11 protein-coding genes are annotated in these 15,718 nt (G+C 53.7%); 4 read left to right on the top strand and 7 right to left on the bottom strand.

Going from position 1 to position 15,718, the window contains the following annotated elements:
- Window positions 1-75 precede the first annotated feature (75 nt).
- Together QUD59_RS16045 and QUD59_RS16040 are read right to left on the bottom strand one after the other, a co-directional pair.
- Complete coding sequence (locus QUD59_RS16045) at window positions 76-297, bottom strand: DUF2835 domain-containing protein (RefSeq protein ID WP_286238194.1); 222 nt, start codon at window positions 295-297, stop codon at window positions 76-78.
- Between the two features lie 36 nt (window positions 298-333).
- Window positions 334-5,157: an NAD-glutamate dehydrogenase gene (locus QUD59_RS16040; RefSeq protein WP_286238193.1), complete on the bottom strand. Its 4,824-nt coding sequence runs from the start codon at window positions 5,155-5,157 to the stop codon at window positions 334-336.
- Between the two features lie 335 nt (window positions 5,158-5,492).
- Here QUD59_RS16040 and QUD59_RS16035 point away from each other — a divergent pair, with 335 nt between their 5' ends.
- Together QUD59_RS16035 and QUD59_RS16030 are read left to right on the top strand one after the other, a co-directional pair.
- Entirely contained in the window at window positions 5,493-7,100 is a 1,608-nt protein-coding gene (locus QUD59_RS16035; RefSeq protein WP_286241047.1) for a BatD family protein, read from the top strand.
- Between the two features lie 53 nt (window positions 7,101-7,153).
- The gene (locus tag QUD59_RS16030) at window positions 7,154-8,041 is read left to right on the top strand and encodes a potassium channel family protein (protein ID WP_286238192.1); all 888 of its coding nucleotides are present in this window, start codon (window positions 7,154-7,156) and stop codon (window positions 8,039-8,041) included.
- 21 nt (window positions 8,042-8,062) lie between these two features.
- On the opposite strand, the gene QUD59_RS16025 is transcribed toward QUD59_RS16030, so the two are convergent.
- Window positions 8,063-8,965 carry a TIGR01777 family oxidoreductase gene (locus QUD59_RS16025; protein ID WP_286238190.1) on the bottom strand — a complete coding sequence of 301 codons (903 nt, stop codon included), beginning with the start codon at window positions 8,963-8,965 and terminating at the stop codon, window positions 8,063-8,065.
- Between the two features lie 94 nt (window positions 8,966-9,059).
- Between QUD59_RS16025 and QUD59_RS16020 the strand changes: the two genes are divergently transcribed.
- Window positions 9,060-9,671, top strand: coding sequence for a riboflavin synthase subunit alpha (locus QUD59_RS16020; protein ID WP_286238189.1), 612 nt, complete (start codon window positions 9,060-9,062; stop codon window positions 9,669-9,671).
- 111 nt (window positions 9,672-9,782) lie between these two features.
- Complete coding sequence (locus QUD59_RS16015) at window positions 9,783-10,913, top strand: GGDEF domain-containing protein (protein ID WP_286241046.1); 1,131 nt, start codon at window positions 9,783-9,785, stop codon at window positions 10,911-10,913.
- A 23-nt stretch (window positions 10,914-10,936) separates the two neighbouring features.
- Here the strand turns inward: QUD59_RS16015 and QUD59_RS16010 are convergent, their stop codons facing one another.
- The 4 genes from QUD59_RS16010 to pepN all read right to left on the bottom strand — a co-directional run bounded on the left by QUD59_RS16010 (window position 10,937) and on the right by pepN (window position 15,698).
- A complete protein-coding gene (locus QUD59_RS16010) occupies window positions 10,937-11,488 on the bottom strand; it encodes a hemerythrin domain-containing protein (RefSeq protein WP_286238187.1) in 552 nt (183 codons plus the stop codon).
- 327 nt (window positions 11,489-11,815) lie between these two features.
- Window positions 11,816-12,409, bottom strand: coding sequence for an HAD family hydrolase (locus tag QUD59_RS16005; RefSeq protein ID WP_286238186.1), 594 nt, complete (start codon window positions 12,407-12,409; stop codon window positions 11,816-11,818).
- A 72-nt stretch (window positions 12,410-12,481) separates the two neighbouring features.
- A complete protein-coding gene (locus tag QUD59_RS16000; protein WP_286238185.1) occupies window positions 12,482-12,877 on the bottom strand; it encodes a hypothetical protein in 396 nt (131 codons plus the stop codon).
- Window positions 12,878-13,067: 190 nt separating this feature from the next.
- Complete coding sequence (gene pepN / locus QUD59_RS15995) at window positions 13,068-15,698, bottom strand: aminopeptidase N (protein ID WP_286238183.1); 2,631 nt, start codon at window positions 15,696-15,698, stop codon at window positions 13,068-13,070.
- Between the last annotated feature and the right edge of the window lie 20 nt (window positions 15,699-15,718).

Below are 15,718 nucleotides of genomic sequence, written 5' to 3'. Positions count from 1 at the left end.
AAACATGAATAACAGGGGCAAGCTTCAACTCGCACCATCACGCACCATCAGGGTGCAGAAATAGCGGCTGCCGCGTTAAGCTATCTTCTCGATAGACTGATATTTGCCCTGATCCGTAAAGCGGATACAAAAGCGGCCCCGTATACCATCCCGCAGCAGAAAAGGCTGAAGAATATTGGCAGGAAAACGGACTTTGCGCCCGTCAATGGCGCGGGTGATGACGCTTTGCGCCACCCCCTGATACATCAGCTTGTATTTTTCCGGACTGATATGCAGATCAACAATAATCGTCTTCATAGATGTTGCATGGGCCAAATCGGCCCTGTTCTAACCTCAGCGACTGAACTGACTGGACTTAGCCAGATCGAATAACTCTCTCAGCGCCACAGTATACATCGCATATTCCTGTTTTTTTGCACTTTTCAACTCGGATAATACGGTTTTCCAGCGCTGCAACAGCCAGCGGTTTTCATCACACCACTTGTCGATCACATCATCAACGCTACAGCCTTTTACTCGCCCGTGAATCGCGCCTGCAACTGCGGCTCGCTGCTGCCAGTCAAGGTCATCACGAAATGCCTCACGGGCCAGTGCCTGCCAGTTATTGTCCACACTGAGCCGATTGAGGCGTTGTGCTAACCAGTCCAGCTCCAGCCGCTCCCCCAGACCGAAGTAGATTTGTGCGACTTTATCGACCGGTACCCCGGCATCCCCTGCCACTTCAATAATCCCCAGTGCCGCATACAGGCTGCGGGCTCCCGCCACCATTTTTGCCAGGCGCAATGGCACCCCCGCCTCCTGATAACGGCTCAGTGCTTTCTCCCAACGCTGCAACGGCTCCCCCCGTAACAACGACTCTGGTTTTGCCGTGACTTTGCTCAGCGCCGAACTGAAGCGCTTCACCTCTTTGTCGATATCCAGCTCTGAACGCCGGTTACGCACCAGCCATCGTGTTGCCCGACGCATCATATGTTGCAGCTCATGCATCATCTCTATCTGCAGGCGGCTATCAACTTTATGATCCAGCTTTTCCAACTGACGCCAATAGGCTTCCAGTGCAAAGATCTCCCTTGCCAGTACAAACGCGCGGGTAATTGCCACTTCATCAGCACCGGTAGAGACACGCAACCGGTCAACGAAATTGATCCCCATGATATTCACTATATGGTTGGCAATCTGTGTCCCCACAATCTCCCGGCGCAGACGATGGGATTCCAGTTGCTGCGGATAATCACGCACCAGATTGGCAGGAAAAGCCGTATACAGCTCTTTTGACAGATAGGGGTCATCCGGAACCGCCGAGCGACTCAGGGTCTCCTTCAGCTCGGCCTTACTGTAGGAGATCAGCACCGACAATTCTGGCCGGGTCAGACCTTTCTGCTGCCCCCGGCGCTCATTCAGCACCTCATCGGAAGGCAGGAATTCCAGCTCCCGGTTCAGCTTGCCGCAGCCCTCCATGCCACTGATATAGCGCTGAAATTCGGCCATACTCTCCAGGCTTCGCGCCTCAACCATCGAGATCGCCTGTACCTGACGATAGTTATTACGCAACACCAGTTCTGCAACAGCATCGGTCATCTGTTGTAATAGCTGGTTACGCTGTTTCTCCGTCATATCCCCTGCTGCAACAATCTGGCTGAGCAGAATTTTGATATTCACCTCATGGTCGGAACAGTCCACCCCCCCTGCGTTATCGATAAAGTCGGTATTAATACGGCCGCCAAGCAGTGCATATTGCATACGCGCTTTCTGGCTCCAGCCAAGATTACCGCCCTCACCCACGACTTTGCAGCGCAGCTCACTGGCATTTACCCGCACCCCGTCATTGGCTTTATCACCGATATCCGCATCACTCTCATCACTGGCTTTGACGTATGTGCCAATCCCCCCGTTCCAGATCAGATCCACCTCGGCGCGCAACAGTGCCTGAATCATCTCATTGGGCGTGACCTGATCCTGCCTGAGACCGGTGAGACGCTTCATTTGCGGGGTCAGCCTGATCGATTTCACCCGACGCTCGAATACTCCGCCCCCTTCAGAGATCAGTGCCGGATCATAATCACTCCATGAGGAGCGCGGCAGATTAAACAGCCGCTGGCGCTCCTGCCAGCTCTGCTCCGGATCGGGTTCCGGATCGATAAAGATATGCATATGGTTAAATGCAGCCACCAGCTTAATCCGGTTCGATAACAACATTCCGTTACCAAACACATCCCCTGACATATCGCCAATCCCCACCACTGTGAAGGGGTCGCGCTCCGTATGGATGCCCATTTCACGAAAATGACGCTGCACTGAAACCCAGGCGCCGCGCGCTGTAATACCCATCTTCTTGTGGTCGTAACCCTGACTGCCACCCGAGGCGAATGCGTCACCCAGCCAGAAGCCATAAGCCTTAGCAATCTCATTGGCGGTGTCTGAGAACGTCGCTGTGCCTTTGTCTGCCGCCACCACCAGATAACTGTCATCATCATCGTGACGCACCACCTGTTCAGGTGGTACCACCTGTGCGTCTACCAGATTGTCCGTCAGATCCAGCAGACCACTGATAAACGTTTTATAGCAACTGATTCCCTCTTCGAGGATCTCCTCCCGGCTCATCCCTTCGTGCAGCAGTTTGGCCACAAAACCACCCTTAGCACCTACCGGCACAATCACTGCATTTTTCACCTGCTGCGCCTTAACCAGCCCCAGCACCTCGGTGCGGAAATCTTCCAGCCGGTCAGACCAGCGCAATCCACCCCGGGCCACACGGCCGCCCCGCAGGTGCACCCCCTCTACCCGGGGTGAAAAGACAAATATCTCAAACTCAGGCCGCGGCAGAGGAATCTCCGGGATCTTACGGGGCGCCAGTTTATACGCGTAATACGGCTTCGGCTGCCCCTTACAGGTCTGATAAAAATTAGTCCGCATCGTTGCCTTGATCAGAATCAGGTACTGCCTGATAACCCGGTCATCATTCAGGCTGTTCACCTGATCGAGACTTTCCATCAGCCGCTGTTCCTGCTGTTTCTGCTGCAATTCGCTGTCCGGCTGAAAACGGGCCTGGAACAGCTTCACCAACAGCGCAGTGATCTCCACATGCGTATTCAGTGTCGCACTGATCGCTTCCTGACTGATCGGAAAACGGATCTGCTTCATATAAGCGGCATAAGCTCTGAGCATCGCCACCTCACGCCAGTTGATGCGTGCCGCGAGTACCAGACGATTAAAATCATCACTGGCGGCCCGACCCTGCCAGATACTCATAAAGGCACTTTCGAAAAGCTCTTTCAGCAACTCAATTTCAAGGGCCGCCGCGCCGGTATAGTGCAGTTTAAAATTGTGAATCCAGATAGATTCCCGCTTACTGTTAATCCGGTAGGGGTGCTCATCGATCACCCTGAGTCCGAGGTTTTCCAGAATAGGGATCACATCTGACAGCGGCAGCGAAGCACCGTAACTGAAAAGCTTCAGGTTAAAATCCCCCGCCTCCCGGTCCAGCGCCTGATAAAAACTCAGTTGCAGCGGCTCCTGTTCATTCAGGCATCCCATATGCTGCAGATCCACCACCGCTGTGCGGGCCGAAAAATCTGAGCTGTAACTGGGCGGAAAACCATGTCCGAAACGGTTGAAGGTCGAGGTTCCGACCTCTTCACCCAGCGCCTCCACCAGCGCATCGCGCAGATCGTCGCTCCAGCTGCGGGCAGCCTGACGCACCAGCGCTTCCAGCCGGGTCTGATCAAACGCTTCCTGAATATTTTCGCCGCGCAGAATGAATTGGGTTCGGGTGAGGATAGATTCCGAAAAATACGTGGTAAAGTCCGCCTGATCACAGCCCAGCTGTTCCAGCAAAAGCGACTGTACCTTGTTGCGGAAATCCGTGCTGTAGATATCCCGGGGCGAATACACCAGACAGGAATAGAACTGACCAAAGTGATCACGTCGCATAAACAGGCGGATCTGACGCCGCTCATGTATCTGCAGAATACCAATCACCGTCTGATACAACTCGTCGATACTGACCTGAAACAGATCATCGCGCGGATGGATCTCAAGAATCTGCAGTAACTCTTTCCAGTCATGGCCATAACGATGCAGCCCGGACTTCTCCATCACCGCATCCACTTTACGCCTCACGATCGGTATCTGGCGCGAACTCTGAACATAAACATTGGAGGTATAGAGACCGAGAAAACGGCATTCACCGGTGACCTTCCCCTGCTCATCGTAGCGTTTGATGCTGATGTAGTCCGGATAGGTCGGGCGGTGCACACTGGAGGGGCGGACAGACTTGGTAAAGGAGAGGATATCCGGGATCAGTACAAAGCCCCCGGCGTCGCGGTTATTCTCACTGACCAGCGCCGACCGGCAGTGCTCATCACAGAATTTAAGTAAGCCTAACTGGCTGCCCGGAATGGCTTCGAGCGATTGTTTACCGTCCTTTTCAACCAGTTTATATTCATCGTATCCGAGAAAAGTAAAATGCTCCTTGAGCCAGCGGATAAAATCATGCACTTCGGTCACCAGTGACGGCTCTATCCCTGCAACCGGACTGGCGAATACCTCAGTCAGATGGTCACAACGGGCCACCATCGGCTCAAAATCCTGCACCACCATGGAGACATCTTCGAGCACCCCATGCAGGGATTGCTCCAGCTCTTTAAGGTCTTCGCTATCGGTATGACGATCCACCTCGATGGCCACCATCGATTCACGCTGGGCCTGCCGCGACCGGCTGTCTTTCCTTAACAGAGAAACCAGCCCACCCTCAGAATCCCGTTTAAGGCAAACCACGGCATTATGGATGGCATGTATCGTCAGGTTACGGCGGTTAAGTTCCATCCTCAGGGAATCCACCAGAAACGGCATATCCTCCTGCAATACTTCGATGATGGTATGGGTCGATTGCCAGCCGTGCTGCTCGATATCAGGATTAAAAACCCTGACTTTGGCCTGTTCTGCTTTACGTTGCTGAATAAACTGCCAGCAGGCGATCGTGGAGCCGTACAGATCTTCCAGTTGCCACTCCAGCAGATCCGCAGCCGATGCAGAGGCATAATACAAAGAGGCAAACTCAACCAGCTCCTCGGCCCGCTTTTCGGCCAGACGATTACGCAGCTCCTGATGCAGCGCCTGCAGCAGGCTGTCTTTGTTCTCCAGACCTATATATTCCATGCGATCTCCTCAGCGGTAGCAGAAAGGGCCAGCCGAATGCTCACCTGACGGGCGAAACCAACCTAAGCGACTGATTTATTTACCGACTATTCAACAGTATAGATAATCTTGTTGAGCCTGCCGGGTTCCGGTTTCGCCTTGCGGCAAACCGCCCCCACCCTTCTCTGTGTTTGTCTTGAAAAGCAGAAATTATTGTGTGAAATCAATACGTAGGCATAAAAACCTGAGACACAGGCAATTGCTAAGGTCGTTAACATTACCCATAATGGCCTATCTTTGGAGTACGGCCCCGCCATTGCGCTCAGCGGCCGGCAAAGTGAGACCTTCGATTGCTGATGAACCCATGCTACCTGTTTCTGATCTTATTCCTGCCTCTTCCTCTGATGGCAGCCGTCACGGCTGAACTGGATAAAACGGAGTTATTCCAGGGGCAAAAACTCACCCTGACACTGGAAACTGATCAGCAAAATGCCAGCCGGCCAGACTTGCAGCAGTTGCAGCGCGATCATCTGATTCTCAGCACCCGTCAGGTCACTGTATCCAGCCACTCTACCGGCGCTGTCACCACGACCACTCGCTGGGTCGTGCAGCTACGGCCTAAACGTGAGGGCGAAATCAGAATCCCGGCACTGGAAGTCGCCGGCGAACTCAGCCCGGCACTGAACTTCACCGTACTGCCGGCGACCCAGAACCCCGGTCTGGGTGAAACAGACCGGGCTATTTTTCTCGAAGTAGAAACAGACCGGGATGAGCTCTACCTCAACAGCCAGTTGATCCTGAAAGCCAAACTGTATCATCTGAGCACGCTTCCAACCGACGCCAGCCTGAGCGCCCCGCAATCGCAGGATGCTCTGGTTAAGCCTCTCGATGAGCAGAGGCAGTACACTCAGGAAGTACGCGGTCAAAGCTATACCGTGACAGAATCCAGCTATGCTATCTTTCCCCGCGAGCCCGGTGAGGTCGAGATATCTCCGCTGTTTTTCTCTGCCACCCTGCCCGGCGGAAACTTACTTGAACTGCAGAGTGAACCACGCCTGCTCTCAGTGTTACCCGCCGCCTATACCAGCAGCCAGGGCAACTGGCTTCCTGCCAACTCCCTGTACATCGAAGACAACCTGCAGCAACGCAGCCAGTTAAATCAGGGACAGTCCCTGCGCCGGATCATCAGCATGGAAGCGGAGGGACTGCCTGCCGCAGACCTGCCTTCCATGTCCGGGTTGTTGCACGACTCTGCGCAGATCCAGTTGATCAACGTGGTGCTTGAAGAGCGGGTCAGCGAAACCGGACTGGTCAGCCAACGGGTTGAAGAGCTGCTGATTACCCCCCATGCTGCCGGCGAGATTAACCTGCCCGCAATCGACATTCCCTGGTGGGATATTGAGAAAGAGCAGGGCCAGCACGCCCAGATTCCGCAACGTAGCCTGAATGTCCTCAACGCCGCAGCCGCATCTCGGCCTTCCATGGCTGAAGCAAGCAGCGACAGCGACTCCTCTTCCCTGCTGATCTGGCTACTGACGGCCATCACCATGCTCACCACACTGGGTTTTATCTACTCATGGCATAAGCTGAAACAGTTACGCAAAGGGAGCCCGGCTACACACCCGCCAAACCGGGAGATCGATCCCCCTCTGTTACAGCCCGGCCTGAATCAGGTATATGACCGTACAGAGGAGCGCTACTTTTCTGCGCTGGCTGAAGCCTGTAACCAGAACAATCCCGCTGAGACCCGGATCAACCTGATCGCCTGGGCGCAGCGCTTCTGGCAGGATGAATCACTGAACAGTGTTGAGCAGTTCTGTCAGTTGGCAAATAATAAAACCATTAATGTGCTGATTCTGGATCTGGAGCAACATCTGTACAGCGCCACCCCGGAGCTCTGGCAGGGAGACCTGCTGTTTGAAGCACTCAGCCGGATACGTCAGCGCCAGCAACATCGAACCTAGTCAGTCGAACAGAAACCGGCCCGGTGGCCGGTCAGCCAAAAAAAGGAATCACCATGGAATACCAGAAACACGCCGCCTTTATGCGTCTGTTTGGCCTGGGTGGGGTCGATGAGAGCGAAAATGAACGCGCTCTGCGCTGGGGACGGCGCTTTGAAGGCCCCATGGTGATTGCTGCCGTATGGATACTGGTTGAATGGTACCTGCAATCGAAAAACCTGAGTAACCCTTACGCCTCTTTTGCTTCTGACTGGCTGATCTGGTTACTGTTTGCATCAGAACTTGCCCTGATGCTCAGTCTGGTAGATGACCGACTCCGCTATCTGAAACAGAACTGGATGAGTCCGCTGATTGTACTGGGCGGTCTTCCGGTATTGTGGGGCGTTAACACTTTTTACGCGGGCATTATCCGCTCCCTGCGTCTGGCCCTGACCATCGGTGTATTTCTGCGGGTATCCAAAGACACCCGCGATCTGCTGTCACGCCACAACCTGGGCATCACCCTGTTTATCTGCTTTATCATTCTGGTGATCTCGGGTCTGCTGATCTCCGGGATAGACCCCGCGTTTGAAAGCCCGATGGACGGCCTCTGGTGGGCGTGGGTGACGGTGACAACAGTTGGTTACGGGGATCTGGTCCCGGAAACCACCGAAGGCCGTATTTTCGGTTCGCTGCTGATTCTCATGGGGCTGGGCATGTTCTCCATGCTCACCGCCAGCTTCTCAGTGTTCTTTATCGAACAGGATGAACGTGAAATTACCGAAAAAGAGGAGGAAAACATCCTCCGCATTGAACAGCTCGAAAACCGACTGGAGCGCATTGAAAACCAGCTCGACAAGGCCCTCGAAGTCCTTAATAAGCTGGACTGCACGAGCCGTACCCCGCAAGACCCGGTAAACGCAGCCGCACCCCATTCAGCCAAAAAAGAAGATGAAGCCCCGTAGGCGGTCCGTTTCCTGAACCCGCTATTGGCCTGCTGAAACGCAGGCCTGCATCGCCGGTTTTAATTCGGGGTATTTAAATTTGAACCCCAGATCGAGCAGGCGCTGCGGGCAGACCCGCTGCCCTTCGGTCAGTAATTCCGCCCCCTCCCCCAGCATCAGTTGCAAGGCAAAACCCGGCATAGGCAGACAGGCGGGCCGATGCAACACCTGCCCCAGTGTTTTTGAAAATTCCCGGTTTGTGACCGCCCCCGGCGCCGTCAGATTAAAGACACCACTCAACTGATTGTGGGTCAGCAGCATGCTGATTACATCCACTTCATCATCCAGATGCACCCAGGACATCCACTGCCGGCCACTGGCCACCGGGCCGCCCAGTCCCAGCTTAAACGGCAGCAGCATCTTAGCCAGCGCGCCTCCCCCCGCTCCGAGTACAACCCCGGTCCGGATCAGGCAGACCCGGACACCCAGCGCTTCTGCCTGAAGTGCTTCCGCTTCCCAGTCAGCACAGAGACGATGCGTAAAACATTCCACCGCCGGGCTTTCCTCATTCAGCGGCTGATCATCCTGACTGCCGTAAAACCCGATGGCCGAACCACTGACCAGCACTTCGGGCTTTTCCGGTTGCTGGCTGATCCATTCTACCAACTGGCGGGTCAGGCTTATCCGGCTGTCGCGCAGCAGTGCCTTGCGTGTATCACTCCAGCGCTGATCAACGATGCCTGCACCAGCAAGGTTAACCACGGCATCGAACCGGTCACTGCCGGCAGGCGGCAACTCACTGATCCCTTTGACCCGATCAGCGAACAGGCTCTTTACCTTAGCGGGCTGACGACTCAGGCAGACCACCTCATCGCCCGCGTTCAGCCGCTCCCGGATCAGCGCCTGACCGATAAAACCCGTTCCACCTGTGATCAATATTTTCATCGTTTTATCCTTAAATTGTGACTGCGCCGCTTAACGATTATTGGTACGATCCCCGAATACAGTTAGATTAGTGAAAATTTGTAAGAGTGCACTTATGTTTACCGGAATTGTTCAGGGTCAGGCGGTTGTCCATTCCATTGAAAGAAAAACCGACTTCATGCGTTTGCAGGCTCGCTTTCCCGAGGAATACAGCCAGAATCTGCAACTCGGTGCCAGCATTGCTATTAATGGTACCTGCCTGACCGTCACCGCTTTTGAGGGCAATCTGATCAGTTTTGACCTGATCATGGAGACACTGCGGGTAACCAATCTCGGCCTGCTCAAAGAAGGAGACCCGGTCAATTTTGAGCGCGCCGCACGTTTTGGCGATGAGATCGGCGGTCACCTGCTCTCCGGGCATATCCACCAGCAGGTGGAGATCGTCAACATCGAGACACCCGAGAACAACCGGGTTATCTGGTTTGAAACCTCCGAACAGTGGCGCCACTACCTCTTTGCAAAAGGCTTTATTGCGCTGAATGGCTGCAGCCTCACCATAGGCGAAGTGAAGGGTAATCGTTTTAACGTCTTCCTGATTCCCGAAACCCTGTCGGTCACAACCTTCGGGCAACTGGAGGTGGGCGCTAAAGTGAATATGGAAGTGGACTCTCACACTCAGGCCGTCGTGGATACGGTAGAGCGTTATATGAATAATCGTGAGAGCTGACATTTTAATTAAAATTGTCATTAAAATTTCTCACAGAAAAATGCAAACAATCCTTTATAGTTAAGCGTATCTGCCGATAATAACGGATAACATCCGGCTGCTAAGTTGAATATGGGATCTGACGAACTGGAAAAGGAAAATCAGGAACTTAAGCGTACTCTGCGACTGTTGATCAACAAAGCCGAACGCAACGAGTCAGTCCTGAACAGTTTTTTTGAGGTAGAACTGCGTCTGCTCTCATGTTCGCGTTTGTCTGAACTGCTCGATCTGATACTGGTTGAATTCAAATCCCTGTTTCGTCTCAGCCATGTCAACCTGATCCTGTTTGACCCCGAACACGCAGCCCGCACTCTGCTGGATGATTACGTACCTCCTCCGCCCGGCAACACGCTGCGTTTTGTCCAGAGCCAGCGCTTACTGAAATCCATCTACCCCAACCAGAACATGATCATCGGCACACCGCGCGAAGAACTGCGACAGGAGGCTTTCCCGGTATCCGAGAGCCCGGTGCAATCCTGCGCCCTGCTACCGCTGATCCGTCAGAACTGTCTGATTGGCAGCCTGCATCTGGGCAGCCATGACGCCAGCCGGTATACCGAGCACGTGCGTTACGATTATCTGCAGCACCTCGCGCAGGTGATCTCCGTCTGTATCGAGAACTGCATCAATCAGGAAAATCTGCACCGCCTCAGCAGTATCGATATGCTGACCAAAGTGCATAACCGCCGCTCTTTTGAGCAGGAGATCGTCCGGGAGCTTTCCCGGGCCAGTCGAGGCAACTATGCGCTGGCCTGCCTGTTTATCGATCTCGACCACTTTAAAATGGTCAATGACACCTTCGGCCACCAGACCGGTGACCGGGTACTGCGAACCGTTGGCCTGTTCCTGAACAAGCAGTTACGCAAGACCGATATTGTCGCCCGCTACGGCGGTGAAGAGTTTGCCATTCTGCTGCCCAACTGCGATCAGGAACGCGCACTGGAAATTGCTGATAACCTGCGTCAGAAACTGGCCGGGCTGGTATTCCGCAATGAGGATGCCAAACCATTCCGCATGACCACCTCCGTTGGTGTATCGCTTTGCAACCCGGACAAATTCCCTCAGGCCAAACTCGAAGATATTGCCTATCAGTTGATTCAGGCCGCAGACAAGGCGGTTTACAACTCGAAACGCAACGGCCGGGATCGTATCAGCTTCAGCCCTTTTTCTGAACAGAACATCAGCCGGATCAGACAAGCCTGACCCGGCCCGGAGCCCTGTCTGGCTCAGCTTCGATTCAGCTCTTCAATCAACTCACGGTAAAGATCGTTATATTCATGTGCCCGCTTCTCACTGAAGAGCGGGTCGGATGGCATGGGGAGCTGCTGACTCAGCACTGCCAGCTCTTCATCGCTCACCTGCGCGGCAATCAGCGGAAACAGTTCACCCTCTTCATAGTTCAGATGACGAACCTGCAGCGTAACAAACTCCTCCAGCAGATCAGCAAACTCTGCCATCGGCATAACCGCATCATGCAGCACCCCGTCAATGGCGTCGCTCAGATGAGTACTGGCGATTTTCAGCGCGTCATGCTCCTCCCGGCAGGCCTGCAGTTTCTCGTCTAACCCGTGGCTGCGCTGCGCCAGAGCCTCGTACAACTTATCTTCCCGGGGGTGATGAAAGCCATCTGCGTAACTGGCGATATACTCAACCACATCCCCCATCAAACTGAAACTGGGCTGTTCGCCCTTGCGAAGCTTGTCGACCTGCTGCTGAAGCATCAGCAACAATTTATTCAGATTGACATGGTCCTGGTGTAACTCAGTAAGAATCGTCATTCTGATACCTCCACGGAAACATTTCTGCTTAATATATAGAGAAACAGCGCAGGCACATTTTGATGAGGATCAAGCAAGGCATGCTTTAGGAAAATCAAAAACCATAAGGTCGCTCAAATCAGCAACCCGTTATCCCGCTGACAGCAGCCGCGAAGAAAAAACTCGGCATTGCGCCGGTTCTGTGCAGGCAAAAAAAAGACCAAAGAGCCACGCTCTTTGGTCTGAAGATTCACACTTGGAAGAAACCTGCGGTTTCTGCCCGGTGCTTAGGCCAAGAGTAAAGCAAACGCTTCCTCAACCTGTATATAGCAACTGCCGGGCCAACTTTTAATCCAGCAGTCGCAAAAGCTCATCCAGCCGCTGTAATCGATAGTCGGTCACCTCCGGCCAGTGTCTGTCCGCAGGATCCACATGCACCGTAGTCACACCCGCAGCACGCCCGGAGAGCAGATCAAAGTGGAAATCTCCGACCATAACCGCCTTACGAAAACCAATATCCCATTGATTTAAAAGATATTTTATACCATCAGGCGCAGGTTTAGGGTCTACTTCATCCCGACCCAGCACATCTTTTGGGTCAAAAAACTGCGCGGCACCAATGGCATCGAGAGATAACAACGCCAGCTCCCGGCTGTTCCGGGTCAGTATACCGAGGCGACACCCCTGCGCCTGTAAGCGCTGTAAACAGGGCAATAAACCCATTGCAGGCCGCGCCTGCGCCGCATAATGGCGCTCCAGCTCATCTAACCGCTTCATTGTGGTGCGCCTGATCGGCTCTGGTTGAGCGGCGATAGTCGCCAGGATATCAGCTTCCGGCGCCATACCCAGCGCCTGACGGATATGAGCGAAATCATGCACCGGCTCAGTCAGGGTGCCATCAAGGTCAAATATCCAGGCTTGTTTGTCGCGCAGAGCAGTCATCAGCGTAACCGATACAAAAATGCCGGAAAGCCAAGGCTTCCGGCATCAGAGATGAAAACAGAAAACTACAGCTTACTCTGCAGTTGCGTAACAACCCTCATTAAAAGGGTCGATTGGGTTTTCCAGCAGGTCATCCTGTTTGAAATACAGAATACGACCTTCGAATTTCAGAGATTTGGAGGAGAACCAGCGATCCAGCTCTTCGAGCCGCTCGTCACTGGAGTTAGCATCCAGCCAACTGGTAATTACATTGTAGAAATACACCCCGAACAAACCTGCGGCAGCGCCGAGGAAGAAATCAGAGGCCAGCGCAAACAGCATCAGGACAATCCCGGCAATCCATATCCGGTTAGCTTTGGCATTTTTGAAAGCATCAGTCGCCGATTCGTGGCTGTCCTTGAGGCGCATGTAACGGCGGAAGTTTTGTTGAATGTCGAACTTATCTTCTGCAGACAGTAATTGTGACATGTTGCATCCTTGGTAAAACGTATACTTATTCTTTTGGTTATCCTGTCGGGCCCTACCTTATCACCCGACCATTGGCTTAGCCTGAGAACACTCCCCGCAGAAAAAGTTCGGACAATATTCTCTGACTTCTTTGCGAGTATAGCCGAGGGAACTTTAAACGTCCCCCCGGCGAAAGGCTAAAAACGACTTTTTATGCCAGACTTTTGCTAATTACTTCAAACACATCCTTAGACAGCTCACCACAATCGCGAACCGACTCCAGCGCTTCAATCATCAGTTTCTGACGCTGTTGCGGGAATTTTTTCCAACGGGTCAGCGGTGTCAGCATACGTGAAGCGATCTGCGGATTCTGCTTATTAAGCTGAATAATCTGCTGCGCCAGAAAACGATAACCTGAACCATCCGCGGCGTGGAAGTTAACCGGGTTCTGCGCACAGAACACCGAGATCACCGAACGCAGCTTGTTAGGGTTTTTCGCATCAAAAGCCGGATGCTGCATCAGCGCTTCAACCCGCTGTAATGCACCAGGCTTCGGATCCGATGCCTGAATCGACAGCCAGAGGTTCACCACCAGACTCTCGCCTGACCAGCGCTCATAGAAATCAGCCAGCATGGCTTCGGCGTCAGCAGCAAATACCGAGTGCACCACCAGTGACAACGCCGCCTGCATATCGGTCATATTGTCTGCTTTGGCATATTGAGCTTTAGCCAGCTCAAGGTACTCCTCCTTCTCGAGACTGATCAGGTAAGAGAGGCAGAGATTTTTCAGGCTGCGACGCGCAATCGCATCCGCTTCAGGAGAGTACTCTTCAGCAATGTCCGTCTCCTGATAACGTTGCAGCAACAGCGTTTCCAGTGCAGCCGCGAGCGTGCGGCGCACGAAATTGCGCACCTGATGGATTGCATCCACATCCACCACCTCAGCCAGTTCAGAGAGGTAGGCTTCAGAAGGCAGGCTCAGAACCTTGCTGACCATCGCCTGATCCAGCCCTTCAGCCTCGAGCACTGCGCGGTAGGCGGTGATCAGACGCTCATCCAACTGCATCGTCTGATCCGGCTTATAAGCCGCAATCAGTTCCTGCATGATATCCACCGCCAGTTTCTGCGCCGCATCCCAGCGACAGAAACCATCGCTGTCATGGGCCATCAGAAACATCAGCTCATCACGGGTGTAGGGGTAGGAGAGCTTGACCGGCGCAGAGAAACCGCGCAGCAGAGAAGGTACTGGTTTCTGGCTTAAACCGGTAAAACAGAACACCTGTTCCGTTTCGGTCAGATTCAGAACCTGTGTCCCCTGCCCTTCGGCAAGCGGAAGCTCGGCACCGGATGGATCGATCAGTCCGATCGCCAGCGGTATATGGAAGGCTGTTTTTTTCTCTTGTCCGGGCGTTGGCGGGCAGCTCTGCCGGACGGTAAGCTGATACTCGCCGCTTTCGGGATCAAACTGATCACTGACTTCAAGCTGTGGCGTTCCGGCCTGATGATACCAGGCACGGAACTGACTCAGGTCACGGCCCGAAGCGTCTTCCATCGCCTGAATAAAGTCTTCCGTTGTAACCGCCTGACCGTCATGCCGCTCGAAATAGAGATCACTGCCTTTGCGGAACAGTTCCGGCCCCAGCAGGGTGTGAACCATGCGCACCACTTCTGCCCCTTTCTCGTAGATGGTCAGAGTGTAGAAGTTGGAAATTTCGATAAAGGAATCCGGGCGGATCGGGTGTGCCATCGGGCCGGCATCTTCGGCAAACTGCGCGGTACGCATCACACCGACATCTTCAACCCGTTTTACCGTGCGTGAGTTCATATCGGCAGAGAATTCCGCGTCGCGGAAGACGGTAAAACCCTCTTTCAGGCTTAACTGAAACCAGTCACGACACGTCACCCGGTTACCCGACCAGTTATGGAAATACTCATGGGCAACCACCCCTTCCACCCGCTGAAAAGCGGCATCCGTGGTGGTTTTCGGATTTGCCAGAACGCAGGAGGTGTTGAAGATATTCAGGCCTTTGTTTTCCATTGCGCCCATATTGAAGAAGTCGACCGCAACGATCATATAGATATCCAGATCGTATTCGCGCCCATACACCTCTTCATCCCACTGCATCGCTTTCTTCAGCGACTGCATGGCGTAGTCGAGCTTATCCAGATCCTTCTCTTCCGCGTAGATCAACAGACGCACATCCCGTCCGGAAAGCGTAGTGTAGCTGTCTTCAATGTACTGCAGATCACCGGCGACCAGTGCAAACAGGTAAGAAGGCTTAGGAAACGGATCTTCCCAGGTTACCCAGTGACGCCCATTTTCGGCCTCACCGGAAGCGACCAGATTGCCGTTGGAGAGCAGCACCGGATAGTTATCACGGTCCGCTTCAATCGTGGTGCGATAAACCGACATTACGTCCGGGCGATCCGGGAAGAAGGTGATACGACGAAAGCCTTCCGCTTCACACTGGGTACAGAACATTCCGTCAGACTTATACAACCCTTCCAGTGCGGTGTTGCTCTCCGGATGAATCCGGGTTTCGCTGTGCAGCACAAACTGCTCCGGGAGCGATGAGAGCGTCAGGGTTTCTGCCTGCTGCTGATATTCGCTTTCAGCCAGGGTGCGGCCGTCGATCTTCAGGCTCAGCAACTCCACCTCTTCATGGCCGAACAGCACCAGCTCCGGTGCCTGTGATTTGCACTCAGGGTTACGCCGGCCCCTGAGTTCCGCAGACACCCGGGTTTCCTGCTCAAACAATTCAAAGCGCAGCTCTGTGGCTTCAATCAGATAGGAAGGGACCTGATAGTCCTTTAGATAGATTACTTTCGGTTCCTGGGACATAACTACACCTTGCTGGCCTG

Origin of the sequence: Neptuniibacter halophilus (assembly GCF_030295765.1) — a bacterium.
GTDB lineage: Bacteria > Pseudomonadota > Gammaproteobacteria > Pseudomonadales > Balneatricaceae > Neptuniibacter > Neptuniibacter halophilus.
The sequence above is the reverse complement of the archived record's forward strand: the minus strand, read 5'-3'. Positions and strand labels throughout refer to the sequence as shown.

What these genes read in the sequence shown, in the direction of transcription:
- QUD59_RS16045 (WP_286238194.1), bottom strand. Translation starts at nt 297, where the DNA reads ATGAAGACGATTATTGTTGATCTGCATATCAGTCCGGAAAAATACAAG.
- QUD59_RS16040 (WP_286238193.1), bottom strand. Translation starts at nt 5,157, where the DNA reads ATGGAATATATAGGTCTGGAGAACAAAGACAGCCTGCTGCAGGCGCTG.
- QUD59_RS16035 (WP_286241047.1), top strand. Translation starts at nt 5,493, where the DNA reads ATGAACCCATGCTACCTGTTTCTGATCTTATTCCTGCCTCTTCCTCTG.
- QUD59_RS16030 (WP_286238192.1), top strand. Translation starts at nt 7,154, where the DNA reads ATGGAATACCAGAAACACGCCGCCTTTATGCGTCTGTTTGGCCTGGGT.
- QUD59_RS16025 (WP_286238190.1), bottom strand. Translation starts at nt 8,965, where the DNA reads ATGAAAATATTGATCACAGGTGGAACGGGTTTTATCGGTCAGGCGCTG.
- QUD59_RS16020 (WP_286238189.1), top strand. Translation starts at nt 9,060, where the DNA reads ATGTTTACCGGAATTGTTCAGGGTCAGGCGGTTGTCCATTCCATTGAA.
- QUD59_RS16015 (WP_286241046.1), top strand. Translation starts at nt 9,783, where the DNA reads ATGGGATCTGACGAACTGGAAAAGGAAAATCAGGAACTTAAGCGTACT.
- QUD59_RS16010 (WP_286238187.1), bottom strand. Translation starts at nt 11,488, where the DNA reads ATGACGATTCTTACTGAGTTACACCAGGACCATGTCAATCTGAATAAA.
- QUD59_RS16005 (WP_286238186.1), bottom strand. Translation starts at nt 12,409, where the DNA reads ATGACTGCTCTGCGCGACAAACAAGCCTGGATATTTGACCTTGATGGC.
- QUD59_RS16000 (WP_286238185.1), bottom strand. Translation starts at nt 12,877, where the DNA reads ATGTCACAATTACTGTCTGCAGAAGATAAGTTCGACATTCAACAAAAC.
- pepN (WP_286238183.1), bottom strand. Translation starts at nt 15,698, where the DNA reads ATGTCCCAGGAACCGAAAGTAATCTATCTAAAGGACTATCAGGTCCCT.